At 62.9% G+C, this 16,748-nt stretch carries 18 protein-coding genes; 17 read left to right on the top strand and 1 reads right to left on the bottom strand.

Annotated features, from left to right (window positions below):
• Positions 1-23: 23 nt before the first annotated feature.
• Complete coding sequence (locus tag BSY239_RS21190) at positions 24-1,076, top strand: NAD(P)H-dependent flavin oxidoreductase (RefSeq protein WP_069049144.1); 1,053 nt, start codon at positions 24-26, stop codon at positions 1,074-1,076.
• Here BSY239_RS21190 and BSY239_RS21185 read toward each other — a convergent pair.
• Complete coding sequence (locus BSY239_RS21185) at positions 1,060-2,160, bottom strand: hypothetical protein (protein ID WP_156775557.1); 1,101 nt, start codon at positions 2,158-2,160, stop codon at positions 1,060-1,062. The genes BSY239_RS21190 and BSY239_RS21185 overlap by 17 nt on opposite strands.
• Positions 2,161-2,188: 28 nt before the next feature.
• Between BSY239_RS21185 and radA the strand changes: the two genes are divergently transcribed.
• The 16 genes from radA to pseI all read left to right on the top strand — a co-directional run bounded on the left by radA (position 2,189) and on the right by pseI (position 16,745).
• Entirely contained in the window at positions 2,189-3,565 is a 1,377-nt protein-coding gene (gene radA / locus BSY239_RS21180; RefSeq protein ID WP_069048553.1) for a DNA repair protein RadA, read from the top strand.
• Between the two features lie 60 nt (positions 3,566-3,625).
• Entirely contained in the window at positions 3,626-4,048 is a 423-nt protein-coding gene (locus BSY239_RS21175) for a glycerate kinase (RefSeq protein ID WP_069048552.1), read from the top strand.
• Between the two features lie 64 nt (positions 4,049-4,112).
• Positions 4,113-5,063: a branched-chain amino acid transaminase gene (locus BSY239_RS21170; RefSeq protein ID WP_069048551.1), complete on the top strand. Its 951-nt coding sequence runs from the start codon at positions 4,113-4,115 to the stop codon at positions 5,061-5,063.
• Between the two features lie 5 nt (positions 5,064-5,068).
• The gene (locus tag BSY239_RS21165; RefSeq protein WP_069048550.1) at positions 5,069-5,275 is read left to right on the top strand and encodes a zinc-finger domain-containing protein; all 207 of its coding nucleotides are present in this window, start codon (positions 5,069-5,071) and stop codon (positions 5,273-5,275) included.
• Between the two features lie 102 nt (positions 5,276-5,377).
• Positions 5,378-6,448: a dTDP-glucose 4,6-dehydratase gene (gene rfbB / locus BSY239_RS21160; RefSeq protein WP_069048549.1), complete on the top strand. Its 1,071-nt coding sequence runs from the start codon at positions 5,378-5,380 to the stop codon at positions 6,446-6,448.
• Positions 6,445-7,344 (top strand): dTDP-4-dehydrorhamnose reductase, encoded by a 900-nt coding sequence (gene rfbD, locus BSY239_RS21155; RefSeq protein ID WP_069048548.1) that lies wholly within the window; start codon positions 6,445-6,447, stop codon positions 7,342-7,344. Before rfbB ends, rfbD begins: the two co-directional genes overlap by 4 nt.
• A 10-nt stretch (positions 7,345-7,354) precedes the next feature.
• The gene (rfbA, locus tag BSY239_RS21150; protein ID WP_069048547.1) at positions 7,355-8,242 is read left to right on the top strand and encodes a glucose-1-phosphate thymidylyltransferase RfbA; all 888 of its coding nucleotides are present in this window, start codon (positions 7,355-7,357) and stop codon (positions 8,240-8,242) included.
• Positions 8,239-8,787 carry a dTDP-4-dehydrorhamnose 3,5-epimerase gene (gene rfbC, locus BSY239_RS21145; protein ID WP_069048546.1) on the top strand — a complete coding sequence of 183 codons (549 nt, stop codon included), beginning with the start codon at positions 8,239-8,241 and terminating at the stop codon, positions 8,785-8,787. Before rfbA ends, rfbC begins: the two co-directional genes overlap by 4 nt.
• Before the next feature lie 78 nt (positions 8,788-8,865).
• Positions 8,866-10,044 (top strand): UDP-4-amino-4,6-dideoxy-N-acetyl-beta-L-altrosamine transaminase, encoded by a 1,179-nt coding sequence (pseC, locus tag BSY239_RS21140; RefSeq protein WP_069049143.1) that lies wholly within the window; start codon positions 8,866-8,868, stop codon positions 10,042-10,044.
• 8 nt (positions 10,045-10,052) lie between these two features.
• Positions 10,053-10,421, top strand: coding sequence for a sugar 3,4-ketoisomerase (locus BSY239_RS21135; protein WP_069048545.1), 369 nt, complete (start codon positions 10,053-10,055; stop codon positions 10,419-10,421).
• Positions 10,414-11,520, top strand: coding sequence for a DegT/DnrJ/EryC1/StrS family aminotransferase (locus BSY239_RS21130; protein ID WP_236944117.1), 1,107 nt, complete (start codon positions 10,414-10,416; stop codon positions 11,518-11,520). Before BSY239_RS21135 ends, BSY239_RS21130 begins: the two co-directional genes overlap by 8 nt.
• The gene (locus BSY239_RS21125) at positions 11,513-13,189 is read left to right on the top strand and encodes an aldo/keto reductase (protein WP_083240112.1); all 1,677 of its coding nucleotides are present in this window, start codon (positions 11,513-11,515) and stop codon (positions 13,187-13,189) included. Before BSY239_RS21130 ends, BSY239_RS21125 begins: the two co-directional genes overlap by 8 nt.
• Entirely contained in the window at positions 13,186-13,986 is an 801-nt protein-coding gene (locus BSY239_RS21120; RefSeq protein WP_069048543.1) for an SDR family NAD(P)-dependent oxidoreductase, read from the top strand. The genes BSY239_RS21125 and BSY239_RS21120 overlap by 4 nt, the downstream gene beginning before the upstream one ends.
• Positions 13,987-14,004: 18 nt before the next feature.
• Positions 14,005-15,114, top strand: a complete 1,110-nt coding sequence (pseG, locus tag BSY239_RS21115) for a UDP-2,4-diacetamido-2,4,6-trideoxy-beta-L-altropyranose hydrolase (RefSeq protein WP_069048542.1) — start codon at positions 14,005-14,007, stop codon at positions 15,112-15,114.
• Positions 15,115-15,145: 31 nt separating this feature from the next.
• Complete coding sequence (gene pseH, locus BSY239_RS21110) at positions 15,146-15,652, top strand: UDP-4-amino-4,6-dideoxy-N-acetyl-beta-L-altrosamine N-acetyltransferase (RefSeq protein WP_069048541.1); 507 nt, start codon at positions 15,146-15,148, stop codon at positions 15,650-15,652.
• A 4-nt stretch (positions 15,653-15,656) separates the two neighbouring features.
• Positions 15,657-16,745, top strand: a complete 1,089-nt coding sequence (gene pseI, locus BSY239_RS21105; RefSeq protein ID WP_069049141.1) for a pseudaminic acid synthase — start codon at positions 15,657-15,659, stop codon at positions 16,743-16,745.
• The last annotated feature ends 3 nt before the right edge of the window (positions 16,746-16,748 follow it).

Below are 16,748 nucleotides of genomic sequence, written 5' to 3'. Positions count from 1 at the left end.
GGGTGCTCGCGGAGAATCCGCGCATGAACGCACTCACCTCGTTGCTCGGTACCGATGTCCCCCTGATCCAGGCGCCCATGGCGGGCGTGCAGGGCGCCGCGCTCGCGGTGGCCGTGAGCAACGCGGGCGCGCTGGGCTCGCTGCCCTGCGCCATGCTCGCGCCCGACGCGCTGGAGCGCGAACTGACCGCGCTGGCCGCCGGCACCGCGCGCCCGTACAACGTCAACTTCTTCTGCCACACACCGCCGGTGCCCGATGAAGCGCGCGAAGCCGCCTGGCGTGCCTGGCTGGCCACCTACTACCGCGAGGCCGGGCTGGACATCGACGCCGTGCCCGCCGGCCCGGGGCGCGTGCCGTTCAACAGCACATCGGCCAACCTGCTGGAACGCTTCAAGCCCAAGGTGGTGAGCTTCCACTTCGGCCTGCCCGACCTGGACCTGCTGGACCGCGTGAAAAGCTGGGGCAGTGTGGTGCTGGCGTCGGCCACCACGGTGGAAGAGGCGCACTGGCTGGAGGCCTTTGGCGCCGATGTGATCATTGCCCAGGGCGTGGAAGCCGGCGGCCACCGTGGCATGTTCCTCACCGACGACCTCACCACGCAGGTGGGCACCTTTGCGTTGCTGCCGCAGGTCGTGGCCGCCGTGAGCCTGCCGGTGGTCGCTGCCGGCGGCATTGCCGATGCGGCGGGGGTGGCCGCGGCCATGGCGCTGGGCGCCTCGGGCGTGCAAGTGGGCACAGCCTACCTCTGCTGCAATGAGGCCACCACCAGCGCCCTGCACCGCGCCGCGCTGCAAAGCGAGGCGGCGCACCACACTGCCCTGACGCACCTGTTCACCGGCCGCCCCGCGCGCGGCATCGTCAACCGCGTGATGCGGGAACTCGGCCCCATGAACCCGGTGGCGCCCGCGTTCCCGCTGGCCGGCGCGGCCATGGCGCCGCTGCGGGCGCACTGGGAGGCCAAGGGCAGCGGCGATTTTTCGCCGCTGTGGTCGGGGCAGAACGCCAGCGGTTGCCGCGACCTGCCGGCGGCCGAGATCACCCGGTTGTTGATCGAGGGCTTCAGCGCTCGCGCATGACGGCGTCGCGCTGCGCGTTGAGCCAGCGCTTCACCCGCACGCCGTTGCCCACCTGCTCCAGGTCGTGTTCGATGCCGGCGAGTTCGGCCTCCAGGGCCCTCGCCTGATCGATCCGGTTTTGCAGCAGGGTATTGGCGTTCGGTGACAAGCCTTCGGGCAGGTCAAACTCGTCGGCCAGCGCGTTCTGGCGGCCCGCACGCTCGCGCTCCAGCTCGGCCACCTGGGCCTTGAGCAGCAAGGTGAGCGAGGCCAGGCGTTCGTCGGAGAGTTTGTGCACCGCCGCCGGGTCGGCCAGCTCGGCGCGGCTCTGGATGTGCAGCAGCGTGACGAGGTCGCGCTTTTCATACGCCGCGTTGGCCTCGCTCATGAGCGCGGTCTTCTTCAGGCGGGCCTGCGGATCGGTTTCGCGGTCGGGGTGCAGGGCGCTGGCGAGCTGGCGGAACAGGCGGCGCAACAGCGTGTCGGCGTCATGTTGCTCGGTCTGGCGCAGCGCGGCACCGGGCTTCTTGCGCTCGCGTTTGGCCTGCGCGGCTTCGCGCTTCTTGTCCTGTTCTTCTTCCTGCGCCCGCCGCAGGCGCGCCATGCCGGCGCGCAGCAGTTGCTCGGCGCTGAGGTCCTGGCCTTCGTCGTCCAGCGGCTCGCCCAGCACCGACTCCAGTCGCGCGCGCAGCGCATCGGCCGCATCCTGCCGGATCTGGGCCAGGGTGCGTGGGCTGTGGCGGTCGTGCAGATCGCGCATCGCATCGCCGCCCGGGCCGCCAGCTTCAACCAGCTGGCGAGCAATCTGGCAAAGCACAGCACGCGCCGTGTCGGCCTGACCCCTGCTGAGCTCCTTGCCCTGCAGAAAACCGTCCAGCGCCAGCGCCAGTTCGCGCTGACCCTGCGCCAGCTGGCGGCGCAGCGGGTCGATCGCACCATGCAGTTCCTGGCGGTGCAGCTGGCCCAGCACGTCCAGTTCGGCGAGCTGGCTCTTGAGCTTGTCGATGCGGGTGAGCTGCAGGTTGTAGGCGCGGGCTGCGGCGGACAGGGGCTGTGCGCTGGGCGGCAGCACAAGCAGGGAGGCGGCGGGGGGGCGTGAGGGCATGAGGGTGTCGACTATATTGCCCAGCACCATGGCCAAAGACAAAACCCAATACACCTGCAACGAATGCGGCGGCTCCAGCCCCAAGTGGCTGGGCAAATGCCCGCACTGCAACGCCTGGAACACGCTGGTGGAATCCGTGGCCGAGTCCACCGCGCCATCGAAAAACCGCTTTGCCTCGCTGGCCAAGACCGCCGAGGTCACCACCCTGGCCGACATCGACGCCACCGACGTGCAGCGCACGCCCACCGGCCACGACGAACTCGACCGGGTGCTGGGCGGCGGCATCGTGGAAGGCGGCGTGGTGCTAATCGGCGGCGACCCGGGCATCGGCAAGTCCACCCTGCTGCTGCAGGCGCTGGATTCGTTGCAACGCGCGAATGTGAAGACCCTCTACGTCACGGGCGAAGAGAGTGGCGCCCAGGTGGCGCTGCGCTCGCGCCGGCTGGGCCTGGACGGTTCGCAGGTGAGCGTGCTGGCCGAGATCCAGCTGGAGAAGATCCTGGCCACGCTGGACCATGTGAAGCCGGGCATTGCCGTGATCGACTCGATCCAGACGGTGTATTCCGAGCAGCTCACGTCTGCACCGGGCTCGGTGGCGCAGGTGCGCGAATGCGCGGCCCACCTGACGCGCGCGGCCAAGGCCAGCGGCACGGCCATCGTGCTCGTGGGCCACGTGACCAAGGAGGGCGCGCTGGCCGGCCCACGTGTGCTGGAACACATGGTCGACACCGTGCTGTATTTCGAAGGCGACACGCACAGCAGCTTTCGCCTGATCCGCGCGATCAAGAACCGCTTTGGCGCGGTCAACGAGATAGGCGTGTTCGCCATGACCGAAAAAGGCCTGAAGGGCGTGAGCAACCCGAGCGCGATCTTCTTGAGCCAGCACAGCGAACCGGTGCCGGGCAGCTGCGTGATGGTGACGCTGGAGGGCACGCGGCCCATGCTGGTGGAGATCCAGGCGCTGGTGGACACAGGAGGCCCATCGCCCCGGCGCCTGTCCGTGGGCCTGGACCGCGACCGCCTGGCCATGCTGCTGGCGGTGCTGCACCGCCACGCGGGCGTGGCCTGCATGGACCAGGATGTGTTCGTCAACGCCGTGGGCGGCGTGCGCATCAGCGAACCGGCGGCCGACCTGGCGGTGATGCTGGCCATCACCTCCAGCCTGCGCGGCAAACCGCTGCCCAAGGGTTTCATCGCATTTGGCGAGGTGGGCCTGGCCGGTGAGGTGCGCCCGGCGCCACGCGGCCAGGAGCGGTTGAAGGAAGCGGCCAAGCTGGGCTTCAGCGTGGCGGTGGTGCCCAAGGCCAACCTGCCCAAGAAGAACGACAAATCGTTCGAAGGCCTGACAGTGCACGGCGTGGACCGCATTGAAGAGGCCATGGAGCTGGCCCGCAGCCTGGCCTGAGCGCGGCGCCTGCGTACAAACCGCAGCGGTGCGGCCAGCGCGCGCATGGACAATCCCCCCATGCAAGTCAAGAAATTCCTCATGCCCCTGGGCTGCGCCGCGCTGCTGGTGGTGGCGCACCGTGCCTCGGGCTGGCCAGCCGTGGCCGCTGTCAGCGGGGGTCTCTTCATGTGGCTGCTGCTGCACTTCACCCGCCTCATGACGGTGCTCAAGCGCGCCGCGCACCGCCCCATCGGCCACGTGGACAGCGCGGTGATGCTCAACGCCAAGCTCAAACCCGGTGTGACGCTGATGCACGTGATCGCCATGACGCGCGCGCTGGGCCAGCGCGTCTCGGCCGAGGGTTCCGAGCCCGAGGTGTACCGCTGGACCGACAACGGCCTGTCCACCGTGGAGGCCGAGTTCGCGGGCGGCAAGCTGGTGCGCTGGCATCTGGCGCGGCCGGACCCGGAGGCGGCGGTCCAGGGCAGCCCGGCGCCGTAAAATCGCCGGTTTGGTGTCTCACCCCGGTGGTGAGCGCCCCTCACGAACAACCCAAAGGACCCCCATGAGCCCCATCGTTCCCTCGATGTCCGACCGCGACGGCAAGATCTGGATGGACGGCCAGATGGTGGACTGGCGCGACGCCAAGATCCACGTGCTGACCCACACGCTGCACTACGGCTGCGGTGCCTTCGAGGGGGTCCGGGCCTACAACGCGGTCGGTGGCACGGCGATCTTTCGCCTGGAAGAGCACACCGAGCGCCTGTTCAACAGCGCCAAGATCCTGCGCATGAAGCTGCCCTTCACCATGGAAGAAGCCATGGAAGCGCAAAAAGCCGTGGTGCGCGAGAACAAGCTGGAGAGCTGCTACATCCGCCCGTTGACCTGGATCGGTGACAAGAAGCTGGGCGTGTCACCCAAGGGCAACACCGTTCACCTGATGGTGGCGGCCTGGGCCTGGGGCGCGTACCTCGGTGAAGAAGGCTTGAAGCGCGGCATCCGCGTGAAGACCAGCAGCTACACCCGCCACCACGTCAACATCACCATGACCCAGGCCAAGGCGGTGAGCAACTACACCAACAGCATCCTGGCCAACATGGAAGTGACCGACGAGGGCTACGACGAAGCGCTGCTGCTCGACGCCTCGGGATTTGTGAGCGAAGGCGCTGGCGAAAACATCTTCGTGGTGAAAAACGGCGTGATCTACACGCCCGACCTGTCGGCCGGTGCGCTCAATGGCATCACCCGCAACACCGTGTTCCACATCGCCAAGGACCTGGGTCTGGAGATCGTGCAGAAGCGCATCACGCGAGACGAGGTCTACATCGCCGACGAGGCCTTCTTCACCGGCACCGCCGCCGAAGTGACGCCCATCCGCGAACTCGACCGCATCGAACTCGGCAAGGCCGACTACGTGGGCACCCGCGGCCCGATCACCGAGAAGATCCAGAGCGCGTTCTTCGACGTCGTCAATGGCCGCAACCCCAAGTACGCCCACTGGTTGACGAAGGTCTGAACACCATGACCACCCCCGCCATCGAACTCAAAGCCAGCGACCTCAACGCCCAGGGCGGCGTGTTCTGCCCGAACAAACTGGCCGACATGAAACTCTGGAACAGCCACCCCAAGGTGTACCTGGACGTGGGCCACAGCGGCGAAGCCAAGTGCCCCTACTGCGGCACGGTCTACCGTCTCAAGGCCGGCGAGACGGTTTCACACGGTCACTGATCCGCTCGGTGAATCCGCTGGAATCGGCGGTTTGGCAAAGATAATGCGTGGTTCACGGCGGTCCCCGGGCTGCCCCAAGAACGCCACCCTTAGGGAAGTTTCATGATTCTCGTCACTGGCGGCGCCGGCTTCATTGGCGGCAACTTCGTGCTCGACTGGCTGGCCCAGTCGGCCGAGCCTGTCGTCAACCTCGACAAGCTGACCTACGCGGGCAACCTTGAAAACCTGGCCAGCCTGCAGGGCGACGCACGCCATGTGTTTGTACAGGGCGACATCGGCGACAGTGCCCTGGTGGCCCGCCTGCTGGCCGAGCACCGGCCGCGCGCGGTGATCAACTTCGCGGCCGAGAGCCATGTGGACCGCTCCATCCATGGCGCCGAAGACTTCATCCAGACCAACATCGTCGGCACCTTCCGTTTGCTGGAAGCGGTGCGCGCGCACTGGTCCGGTCTTGCCGCCGAAGAAAATGCCGCGTTCCGCTTCCTTCACGTGAGCACCGACGAGGTGTACGGCAGCCTGGCGCCCGACGCGCCCGCCTTCACCGAGAGCCACGGTTTCGAACCCAACAGCCCCTATTCGGCCAGCAAGGCCGCCAGCGACCACCTGGTGCGAGCCTGGCACCACACACACGGCCTGCCAGTGCTCACCACCAACTGCAGCAACAACTACGGGCCTTTCCATTTTCCCGAGAAGCTCATCCCCCTGATGATCGTCAACGCACTCGCAGGCAAACCCCTGCCGGTGTACGGCGACGGCATGCAGGTGCGCGACTGGCTGTACGTGAAAGATCACTGCAGCGCGATCCGCCGCGTGCTCGAAGGCGGCCGCCTGGGCGAAACCTACAACGTGGGCGGCTGGAACGAGAAGCCCAACTTGGAGATCGTGCGCACCGTCTGCGCCTTGCTGGACGAGCTGCGCCCACGCAGCGACGGCCAGCCCTACGCCAGCCAGATCAGCTACGTGAAAGACCGCCCCGGCCACGACCGTCGCTACGCCATCGACGCACGCAAGATCGAACGCGAACTCGGCTGGAAGCCGGTAGAGACGTTCGAGAGCGGGATTCGCAAGACCGTGAAGTGGTACCTGGACCACCCTGAGTGGGTGACGAACGTGCAAAGCGGTTCGTATCGCCAGTGGGTGCAGGCGCAATACGAGGCGCCGGTGTCTGCATGAGGATCTTGCTGCTGGGCAAAAACGGGCAGGTGGGCTGGGAACTGCAGCGCAGTCTGGCGCCGCTGGGCGAGCTGGTGGCGCTGGACCGGCACAGCACGCTGGCGGACGGCGGCCGCGGTGACCTCAACGATCTGGACGGCCTGCGCGAGACCGCGTTGAGCTTGCGGCCCGATGTGATCGTGAACGCGGCGGCCCACACTGCGGTGGACAAGGCCGAGAACGAGCCCGAGGTGGCGCGCGCCTTGAACGCCACGGCCCCCGGTGTGCTGGCAGAAGCCGCCCGCGCCGTGAGTGCCCTGCTGGTGCACTACTCCACCGACTACGTGTTTGACGGCAGCGGCACCGCGCCGTGGACCGAAGGCGCCGCCACCGGACCCTTGAGCGTCTACGGCCAGACCAAACTGGAAGGTGAACGTTTGATCGCGGCGGCCACTGCGCGCCACCTGATCTTTCGCACCAGCTGGGTGTACGCCGCGCGCGGCGGCAACTTCGCCAAGACCATGCTGCGCCTGGCACAGGAACGCGAGCAGCTCACCGTGATCGACGATCAGGTCGGCGCACCCACCGGAGCGGAGTTGATCGCCGATGTGACGGCGCATGCCATCCGTCTGACCCTGCGCGACAGCGCTGGCTGCGGCACCTACCACCTGGCGGCCGCGGGCGAAACCACGTGGAACGGTTATGCGCGCTTCGTGCTGGAGACGGTCCGCGCACTGAAACCCGACTTGGCGATCAAGGCCCGGGACGTGGTGCCTGTTCCCACCAGCGCCTTTCCGACGCCCGCTCGCCGGCCGCTGAATTCGCGCCTGGACACCTCACACTTGCGAAGCACATTCGGGTTGAACTTGCCCCACTGGCAACACGGCGTGCGGCGTATGCTTGCCGAAATTCTGTGAGACAAGACGCATGACGCAACGCAAAGGCATCATCCTGGCAGGCGGCTCGGGCACCCGCCTGCACCCCGCCACGCTGGCCATCAGCAAACAGCTGCTGCCGGTGTACGACAAGCCGATGATTTATTACCCGCTGACCACGCTGATGCTGGCGGGCATCCGCGACGTGCTCATCATCAGCACGCCGCAGGACACGCCACGCTTTCAGCAACTGCTGGGCGACGGCAGCGCCTGGGGCATGAACCTGCAATACGCCGTGCAGCCCAGCCCCGACGGCTTGGCGCAGGCCTTCATCATCGGCGCCGACTTCGTGGGCAACAGTCCCAGCGCTCTGGTGCTCGGCGACAACATTTACTACGGACATGAATTCGGCAGCCTCCTGGCCAGCGCCGATTCACAGAATTCAGGCGCCACCGTGTTTGCGTACCACGTGAACGACCCGGAGCGCTATGGCGTGGTGGCATTCAACGCTCAGGGCAAGGTGCGCAGCATTGAAGAGAAGCCGGCCCTGCCACAGAGCAACTACGCCGTTACCGGCCTGTATTTCTATGACCAGCAGGTGGTGGAGATCGCCAAGGCGGTAAGGCCCAGCCCGCGCGGTGAACTTGAAATCACTGCTGTGAACCAAGCCTATCTGGAGCTCGGCCAGCTCAACGTTCAAATCATGCACCGGGGCTATGCATGGCTGGACACCGGCACGCACGACAGTCTTCTGGAGGCCGGCCAGTTCATTGCGACGCTGGAACATCGGCAAGGCTTGAAGATCGCTTGCCCTGAGGAAATTTCATGGAGGCAGGGATGGATCGACAGCGCCGAGCTGGAGGCGCTGGCGCAACCCATGCTCAAGAGCGGCTATGGTCAATACTTGCTGCGCTTGCTCAAGGACCCGGTGCTCAGATGAACATCACGCCTTCTGCCATCTTCCCTGACGTGTTGATTATTAAGCCCAAGGTATTCAAGGACGATCGTGGCTTCTTCTTCGAGACCTTCAACCAGAGGGACTTCAACGAGGCTACTGGTCTGAACGTGAACTTCGTGCAGGACAACCACAGCCGAAGTTTCAAGGGTGTGCTGCGGGGGCTGCACTATCAAGCGCAGCAACCACAGGGAAAGTTGGTTCGGGTCGTCAGCGGCGCGGTTTTTGATGTCGTGGTGGACCTGCGAAAGCAATCGCCAACTTTCGGGCAGTGGGAAGGCGTCGAACTAAGTGAGGAAAATCAGCTGCTTCGCTGGATTCCTTCAGGGTTCGCTCACGGCTTCCTTGTGCAGAGCAAGTCGGCCGATTTTCTATACAAATCGACGGACTTCTATGCGCAGCAACACGAGCGCAGCATTCGCTGGAATGATGAGTCGCTTGCAATCGCCTGGCCGTTGAACGGCGTATCGCCAACCCTCTCATCCAAGGATTCGGCGGCGAGCGGGTTTCATGAAGTGCAAGACCTTTAGATTCATGGACGTGCGTGAATACTTGTCCAACGCAATGCAAACAGTTTGTGGAACACAAGAAAAAACCAGAGGCTCATGATGAGTTTGATTCCATACGGTAAACAGAACATTTCCGAAGACGATATCGCTGCCGTCGTGGCCGCGTTGCGCTCAGACTTCCTGACGCAGGGGCCCATCGTCCCGGAGTTTGAGAAGACCGTGGCGGCCTACTGTGGCACCAACCACGCCGTGGCCGTGAACAGCGCCACCAGCGCATTGCACATCGCCTGCATCGCCCTCGGTCTGGGGCCAGGCGACCTGGTCTGGACATCCCCGATCACCTTCGTGGCCAGTGCGAACTGCGCGCGCTACTGCGGGGCGGACGTCGACTTCGTCGACATTGACCCCCGCACCTACAACATGAGCGCCGCCAGCCTGGCGGACAAGCTCGCAAAGGCCAAAGCCAGCGGGCGTCTTCCCAAGGTGGTGATCCCTGTGCACCTGTCCGGTCAGTCCTGCGAGATGCAGGCCATTCATGCGCTGTCCCAACAGTACGGCTTCCGGATCGTTGAGGACGCGTCGCATGCCATCGGCGGCAGCTACCAGGGTGACAAGGTGGGCAGTTGCCGCTACAGCGACATCGCCGTATTCAGTTTTCACCCCGTCAAGATTATCACGACGGGCGAGGGCGGCATGGCGGTGACCAACGACCTGGAGCTGGCCAAACACATGGCGCGGTTGCGCAGCCATGGCATCACCCGCTACCCCTCGGAAATGACCCATCCGCCCCACGGGTCGTGGTATTACCAACAGATCGAGCTCGGGTTCAACTACCGCATGACGGATATCCAGGCGGCATTGGGCATGAGCCAGATGCGCCGCCTCGACGACTTCGTCGCACAGCGGCATGCCATCGCGCAGCGCTATGACGACCTGCTCAAGGACAGCGTGGCCACCACCCCGTGGCAGCACCCCGACTCACACTCCGCGCTGCATTTGTATGTGATCCGGCTCAAGCTCGGCGCGATGAAAACCACGCACCGGGAAGTCTTCGAGCGCATGCGCGCCGAGGGCATCGGCGTGAACCTGCACTACATTCCGGTCTACCGTCAGCCCTACTATGCGCAGATGGGTTTCCGGCCCGAGGATTTCCCGCAGGCCGAGCGCTACTACGCCGAAGCGATAACCCTCCCTATCTTTCCAGGCCTCACGGACATCCAGCAAGGTGAAGTCTTGCGCCGCCTCCTCACGCCGTCGGGCTACCAGACCATCTTCTAATGACGTCCATGTCGCATTTCCCGACCCTGAAGCTTCCCACTTTCACAGACGCCCGTGGCTCGCTCACGGTGATGGAAGGCGCCCTGCCCTTCACTGTCGTACGCAGCTACTGGATTTTTGGTGCAGATGGCCAGACCCGCGGCGGACACCGCCATCGCCACACCACACAGGCGTTGGTCGCCGTACATGGCGCCGTGACGATCTACATGAACGACGGCGTGGCCTCCGACCATGTGGCGCTGGAGCACCCTGGCGACTGCCTGATCGTGAACCCCAAGGACTGGCACACCATGACCTTCGGCGTGGGCAGCGTGCTGCTGGTCATGTCATCGCATTCCTATGATCGGAGTGAGTACATCGACGAGCCCTATGCCTGAGCTCTACATGGTCGAATACGAAAGCCTGGCCCACTCCAACCAGCCCTTCATGGAAGAGCTGGAGGCCACAGCGGTGCGTGTGATCCGCAACGGGTGGTACGTGCTGGGCCAGGAGGTCACGGCATTCGAGGAAGAATTTGCGCAGTATGTGGGGACTCGGCACTGCATCGGCGTGGCCAACGGCCTTGACGCGCTGATCCTGTCCATCGAAGCCCTCGACCTTCCGAAGGGTAGCGACATACTGGTGGCATCCAACACTTACATCGCCACCATCCTGGCCATCGTGCGAGTGGGCCACCGCCCGGTGCTGGTGGAGCCTGATCCGAGCACGTTCAACATCGACCCAGCCGGCCTGCCGAAGGCCATGACGGCAAACACACGTGCGATCTGCGTCACCCACCTGTTCGGGAAGACCTGCCGCATGGACGCCATCGGCGCGTTTGCCCGCGAGCACGGGCTCAAGGTGGTGGAGGACTGCGCGCAATCGCACGGCGCCCGCCTGGGGACACAGATGACCGGCACGTTTGGCGATGCCGGTTGCTTCAGCTTCTACCCAACCAAGAATCTCGGCGCCTTGGGCGACGCAGGTGCCATCGTCACCAACGACGATGCCCTGGCAGACCGACTGCGCCACACACGCAACTATGGATCCAAACAGAAGTACGTGAACCGCTACGTGGGCGTGAACTCGCGCCTGGACGAGCTTCAGGCAGCCTTGCTGCGCGTCAAACTCCGCCACCTGGACACCATGACCGCACACAAACGCGCCCTGGCCGAGGTCTACTTCGCAGGACTGCCCGACTGGATCGGCACACCGAAGCGTCGGCCCGATGAGTTTGACGTGTTCCATATCTACGGCATCCGGTACTCTCGTCGCGACGAGCTGCGCCAGCACCTGCTGGAACATGGGGTCAAGACAGAAATCCACTACCCGATTCCCCCGCACCGCCAAGAAGCGATGAAAGGCATTCTTTCCGGCGACTATCCGATCGCTGACTACTTGCACTCGACCGAGTTGAGCCTGCCCATCTCTGCCGGGCACACAGTGCAAGAGGTTGAGCGTGTGATCGCCGCTTGCCACACCTTTGGGCATGGCTGATGCCAAACGTCTTGCGAAATCCAGGGTTCGGATTCAAGTGAATACCGTTGTAGTCATACAGGCGCGGACAAACTCTTCCAGGCTACCTGCGAAGGTCCTGCTGCCAATGGGCGGCATTCCCTTGGCCGTTCTAGCGGCCAAACGCGCGGGTAACACAGGGCTCAGGGTCATCGTTGCGACGTCCGATCAGTCGACGGACAACTTGCTGAGCGAAACCCTTGCGAGTCATCAAGTCAAATGTTTCCGTGGCTCTCTGAATGACACACTGGACCGGGTTACGAGAGCACTGTCTTCATGGGACGACGACACCATCGTTTTTCGACTCACTGCAGACAACGTGTTTCCAGATGGCTCGCTGCTGGATGAGATGGCGCGCGACTTCCTCATCCGAAAACTGGACTACCTCGTGTGCAACGGCATCCCCTCGGGGCTTCCATATGGAGTCAGCGCAGAGGTAACCCGTCTGCGCCATTTGCGAGAGGCCTGCACGAATGCCACGAGTGCCTATGACAAGGAACACGTCACTCCTCACATACGCCGGCGGTTTGGCGCAGCATATTTTCAGGGATACCAGTCGGTTGCCATGGGCCAGTACCGTTGCACAGTGGACTGCCTTGATGACTATTTGAAGATCGGCGCCATTTTTCAATTGATCGATGAGCCCGTTCAGGAGTCATTGTTCTCCCTGCTGGAACGCCTGAAACTCGCTACCCCTTCCCCACGTCCAACAGCGCCGGCCCGTCGAATGGTGATGGGTTGCGCCCAACTTGGACTGAAGTATGGCGCTGTCAATCAGCACGGGCAACCCAGCTTGGCCGCCAGCACGGAACTGATCAAAACCGCCATCATGAACGGCGCCACGGCTCTGGATACAGCCCATGCGTATGGCACGAGTGAAGCTGTGATCGGTGAGGCACTCAAGGATGGACAGCAAGGCCAGATCGGTGTTGTGACCAAACTGTCCCCACTGAACCAGTGTCCCGAAGACGCCAGCGAGGCTTTGGTGCAGGCATTGGTCGATGCCAGTATCTTTCAGTCAATGATCCGCCTCAGGACGACATCCCTGGATGTGTTGCTCCTGCATCGCGCAGATCACTTGGGCAAATGGCACGGGGCAGTCTGGAAGCGCCTTCGGGTTCACGAAGGCGCGGGATCGATCAAGCGATTGGGCGTATCCGTGCAGAACCCGACCGAACTCTTGTGGGCACTGCAAACGGAGGGTGTATCGCACGTTCAGTTACCACTCAATCTCGTTGACTGGCGTTGGGAAGAATCAGCCCAGGCCTTGGCGGCGGCCAAGCGCGAACGGCCTTTGACTATCCATGCGAGAAGCCCGTATCTGCAAGGCTTGCTGCTGACCAACGACGCAAGCCCTTGGGGCAAGGCGCATGTGGACCATGTGCAGCCGATCACCGACTGGATACAACAGATGGTCGTTCAATGCAAAAGAGTGAGCGTTGCCGACATATGCCTCGCCTACCTAAATGCAATTGAATGGATTGATGGCGTGGTGGTCGGCGCTGAGCGCATCGATCAGCTGGAACAAAACATCGACCTGTTCGGACACCCTCCACTATCTGCGGATGAAGTGGCTCTTGTCCGCGCCACACGGCCTCAGTTGGATTTGTCCACATTGGATCCTGCGCTTTGGCTGAAGGAAGAAGTATGAACGCGCATTTGGAACTGTTCTCGCTTGCAGGAAAGACGGTGTTGATCACGGGCGCAGCCGGCCACCTGGGTTCCGCAATGACCAGTGCGCTTGCAGCGGCAGGCGCGCACATACTGATCAATTCACGCCAACGCGACCACGCGCTGCGCGAGGTGTACCGTATTCGCCTGGCCGGAGGGTTAGCCGACGCCGCTGTTTTCGACGTCACCGATCCCTCCTCCATTGACGCTTTTTTTCGCGACCGGGCGGGTCTTGCGCTGCATGGATTGATCAGCAACGCCTACGCAGGCGGTGCAGGCACCATCGAATCGAGTGGTCCTTCGGCCTATGAGAAGGCGTTTGCCATCACGGTGGAGGCTTCACACAACCTCTTGAGAGCGGCCCTGCCTTCGCTGCGCTTGGCCGTACAAAGTTCGGGGGATGCGTCCGTGATCAACATCGCGTCCATGTATGCCATGGTGAGTCCCGATCAGCGTATCTACGACAGCGCGCCCGTTGCCAACCCGCCTTATTACGGCGCGGCCAAAGCAGCACTGCTGCAGTGGACACGCTACGCCGCATGCGAATTCGGCAAGGAGGGAATTCGTGTCAATGCCATCTCACCAGGACCATTTCCAGCCCAAGCGGTCGAGGAGATGAATCCCCGGTTTGCCGAAAAGTTGGCCGATCGTGTTCCTCTTGGCCGGACAGGTCGGGCCAGCGAACTGGGTGGACCTGCGGTGTTCCTGACCTCCTCAGCATCTTCTTTTGTCAACGGCGCCAACATCGTCGTGGACGGTGGCTGGACTTGCTGGTAAGTCAGCGGCCGAGTTGATATGACCAGAGTACTTTTCCGGGTCGATGCATCGCTGCAGATCGGCAGCGGCCATGTGCAACGTTGCCTTACCTTGGCACATGCGTTGCGGCAGCAGGGATGGGAGTGCCACTTTTTGTCGCGACTTCACCCGGGCAACATGCTGTCTATTGTGGAGCAACAAGGATTCAAGACTTGGTCATTGCCTTGCAGCGGAGTGGAAGCGAAAACGGTATGTGACCAGTCCATAGATGCGCCACTGCATGCAGTATGGCTTGGTGCCAGTCAGGAGGAAGACGCGCGGCACACGGCAACCATCGCCGAGCAAATTCGTCCGGATTGGCTCGTGGTGGATCACTACGCATTGGACGCAACATGGGAGCAGCAATTGCAAGCGCTTGTCCCTCGTATCTTGGTGATCGATGACCTCGCAGATCGACAGCATGCATGCCATGTGCTGCTGGATCAAAACCTGGGCCGCAAAGCACAGGACTACGCTGGCAAGGTCCCGGCGGAAGCCATCGTCTTGACTGGCCCAAGGTACGCCCTGCTGCGACCTGAATTCCGGACGCTGCGCGATCGCAGTCTGGCACGTCGGCCCAACAACAAGTTGCGCAGTACTTTCATTTCGATGGGAGGAGTCGATCAGGCCAACACCACCGGACGAATCCTGACGACCCTGCGCCAGTGCCCGCTGGACGTGGATACCAGAATCACCATCGTCATGGGCAGCCGGGCTCCAGAGTTGACGTCAGTACAAGAAGCCGCAAGCCAACTTCCGTGGCCTACGGACGTGAAGGTCGATGCGGCCAACATGGCCGAGCTGATGAGCGAGGCGGACCTCGCCATTGGTGCGGCAGGCGGTTCTGCATGGGAGCGATGCTGCTTGGGACTGCCCTCGCTGTTGGTGGTGCTTGCCGAAAACCAGCGTCCCGGCGCACTGGCCCTGGCGCATGCTGGCGCAGCGCGTCTGGTCGGTGATGCCTGCGACATCAACACTCATTTGCCTTCGGCCATCGACGCCATGCAGAACGCGCGCGTGCTTGCCGAAATGGCGGCAAAGGCAAGCTCGGTGACCGATGGTCAAGGCGTCGAACGGGTCGTTACAGTCATGGGGACGCGCCATGCATGAACCATCGTCTGAGCCAGGGACCGTTCGCCGCATGACGGAGCGTGACCTCGAACTGGTGCTGGGCTGGCGCAACCATCCCCAGGTCCGGGCTCACATGTTCACCCAGCACGAGATTTCGATCGAGGAGCACCTCCGTTGGTTTGCCGCTGCGTCCAAGGACGACCTCCAGCATGTGTTGATTTTCGAGACCGGCGGGGAGCCACAAGGCTACGCGCACCTTTCGCTAATTGCGGCCCGCACGGCAGCCAACTGGGGCTTCTACCTGTCTCCGGCCGCACCTCTCGGAAGTGGAAAACGGCTCGGAGGCGCAACGCTCGACCACGCCTTTCACAACCTCAGACTTCACAAGGTCTGCGGCCAAGCGTTGGCGAAGAACAGCCGGTCGATCAGCATGCACCTAGCCCTCGGATTCAAACCCGAAGGAGTTTTGCGCGAGCAACACTTTGACGGCGAAGCATTTCACGACGTCCACTGTTTCGGACTCCTGGACCATGAGTGGCTTGGCGTTGACCTGCCGAACCTTACTACTAATGACTGAATCCATGACCTGCCCACCACAAATCGCCATCGCCGAAAGGCGTATCTCCAGTGATGCACCTCCGTACGTGATTGCGGAAATGTCTGCCAACCACAATGGCAAGCTCGACAACGCCTTGCGAATCATCAGTGCAGCCAAGCTGGCTGGTGCCGATGCCGTCAAGCTCCAGACCTACCGGCCGGACACCATCACCATTGATGTTGACTCGGAACAGTTCAGGATCCGGGGCGGCCTTTGGGATGGGCGCACCTTGTACGACCTCTATGAACAAGCGCATATGCCTTGGAACTGGCACGCCCCGCTTTTTGAACATGCCAAAAGTGAGGGCATCACCATTTTCAGTTCACCGTTCGATCGGACCGCCGTCGATCTGCTGGAGAATCTGGGCGCACCCGCTTACAAGATTGCGTCCTTCGAAGCCGTTGATTTGCCCCTGATCAAGTACGTGGCAGGCACGCGAAAGCCAATGATCATTTCCACGGGCATGGCTGATGCCGAAGAAATTCAGGAGGCAGTGGATGCTGCGAGGGAGGGCGGTTGCACACAGTTGGCACTCTTGCACTGTGTCAGCGGCTACCCCGCCCCAGCCGAGGACTACAACCTGCAGACCATCCCGGACATGGCACGCCGGTTTGGTACGGTCATCGGGTTGTCAGACCACACACTGGACAACACCACAGCCATCACCAGCGTGGCCTTGGGCGCACGAATTATCGAAAAACACTTCACGCTGGATCGCTCCGGCGGTGGACCGGATGACAGCTTTTCACTGGAGCCCGCTGGTCTCAAAGAACTTTGTACTGGTGCCCGCACCGCGTGGCAGTCGCTGGGACATGTCGACTATGGACGTAAGTCCAGCGAACAGGGAAATGCGATGTTCCGGCGATCGCTTTACATCGTCAAAGACGTTGCATCTGGTGAAGCGTTCACCGACGACAACCTGCGCTCGATCCGTCCTGGCTATGGGCTGGCCCCGAAGCATCTGGACCACTTCATTGGCAGGCCTGCATCACACGCCATCAAGCGCGGCACGCCAGTGACGTGGGACATGATCGTCCAGCACAACGGCAATTCATCTGGTCAGACCCTTTAAATA

The organism is Hydrogenophaga sp. RAC07 (assembly GCF_001713375.1).
Classification (GTDB): Bacteria; Pseudomonadota; Gammaproteobacteria; order Burkholderiales; family Burkholderiaceae_C; genus Hydrogenophaga.
The sequence above is the reverse complement of the archived record's forward strand: the minus strand, read 5'-3'. Positions and strand labels throughout refer to the sequence as shown.

Coding starts and splice junctions, on each gene's coding strand:
- BSY239_RS21190 (WP_069049144.1), top strand. CDS start 24: ATGAACGCACTCACCTCGTTGCTCGGTACCGATGTCCCCCTGATCCAG.
- BSY239_RS21185 (WP_156775557.1), bottom strand. CDS start 2,160: ATGCCCTCACGCCCCCCCGCCGCCTCCCTGCTTGTGCTGCCGCCCAGC.
- radA (WP_069048553.1), top strand. CDS start 2,189: ATGGCCAAAGACAAAACCCAATACACCTGCAACGAATGCGGCGGCTCC.
- BSY239_RS21175 (WP_069048552.1), top strand. CDS start 3,626: ATGCAAGTCAAGAAATTCCTCATGCCCCTGGGCTGCGCCGCGCTGCTG.
- BSY239_RS21170 (WP_069048551.1), top strand. CDS start 4,113: ATGAGCCCCATCGTTCCCTCGATGTCCGACCGCGACGGCAAGATCTGG.
- BSY239_RS21165 (WP_069048550.1), top strand. CDS start 5,069: ATGACCACCCCCGCCATCGAACTCAAAGCCAGCGACCTCAACGCCCAG.
- rfbB (WP_069048549.1), top strand. CDS start 5,378: ATGATTCTCGTCACTGGCGGCGCCGGCTTCATTGGCGGCAACTTCGTG.
- rfbD (WP_069048548.1), top strand. CDS start 6,445: ATGAGGATCTTGCTGCTGGGCAAAAACGGGCAGGTGGGCTGGGAACTG.
- rfbA (WP_069048547.1), top strand. CDS start 7,355: ATGACGCAACGCAAAGGCATCATCCTGGCAGGCGGCTCGGGCACCCGC.
- rfbC (WP_069048546.1), top strand. CDS start 8,239: ATGAACATCACGCCTTCTGCCATCTTCCCTGACGTGTTGATTATTAAG.
- pseC (WP_069049143.1), top strand. CDS start 8,866: ATGAGTTTGATTCCATACGGTAAACAGAACATTTCCGAAGACGATATC.
- BSY239_RS21135 (WP_069048545.1), top strand. CDS start 10,053: ATGTCGCATTTCCCGACCCTGAAGCTTCCCACTTTCACAGACGCCCGT.
- BSY239_RS21130 (WP_236944117.1), top strand. CDS start 10,414: ATGCCTGAGCTCTACATGGTCGAATACGAAAGCCTGGCCCACTCCAAC.
- BSY239_RS21125 (WP_083240112.1), top strand. CDS start 11,513: ATGGCTGATGCCAAACGTCTTGCGAAATCCAGGGTTCGGATTCAAGTG.
- BSY239_RS21120 (WP_069048543.1), top strand. CDS start 13,186: ATGAACGCGCATTTGGAACTGTTCTCGCTTGCAGGAAAGACGGTGTTG.
- pseG (WP_069048542.1), top strand. CDS start 14,005: ATGACCAGAGTACTTTTCCGGGTCGATGCATCGCTGCAGATCGGCAGC.
- pseH (WP_069048541.1), top strand. CDS start 15,146: ATGACGGAGCGTGACCTCGAACTGGTGCTGGGCTGGCGCAACCATCCC.
- pseI (WP_069049141.1), top strand. CDS start 15,657: ATGACCTGCCCACCACAAATCGCCATCGCCGAAAGGCGTATCTCCAGT.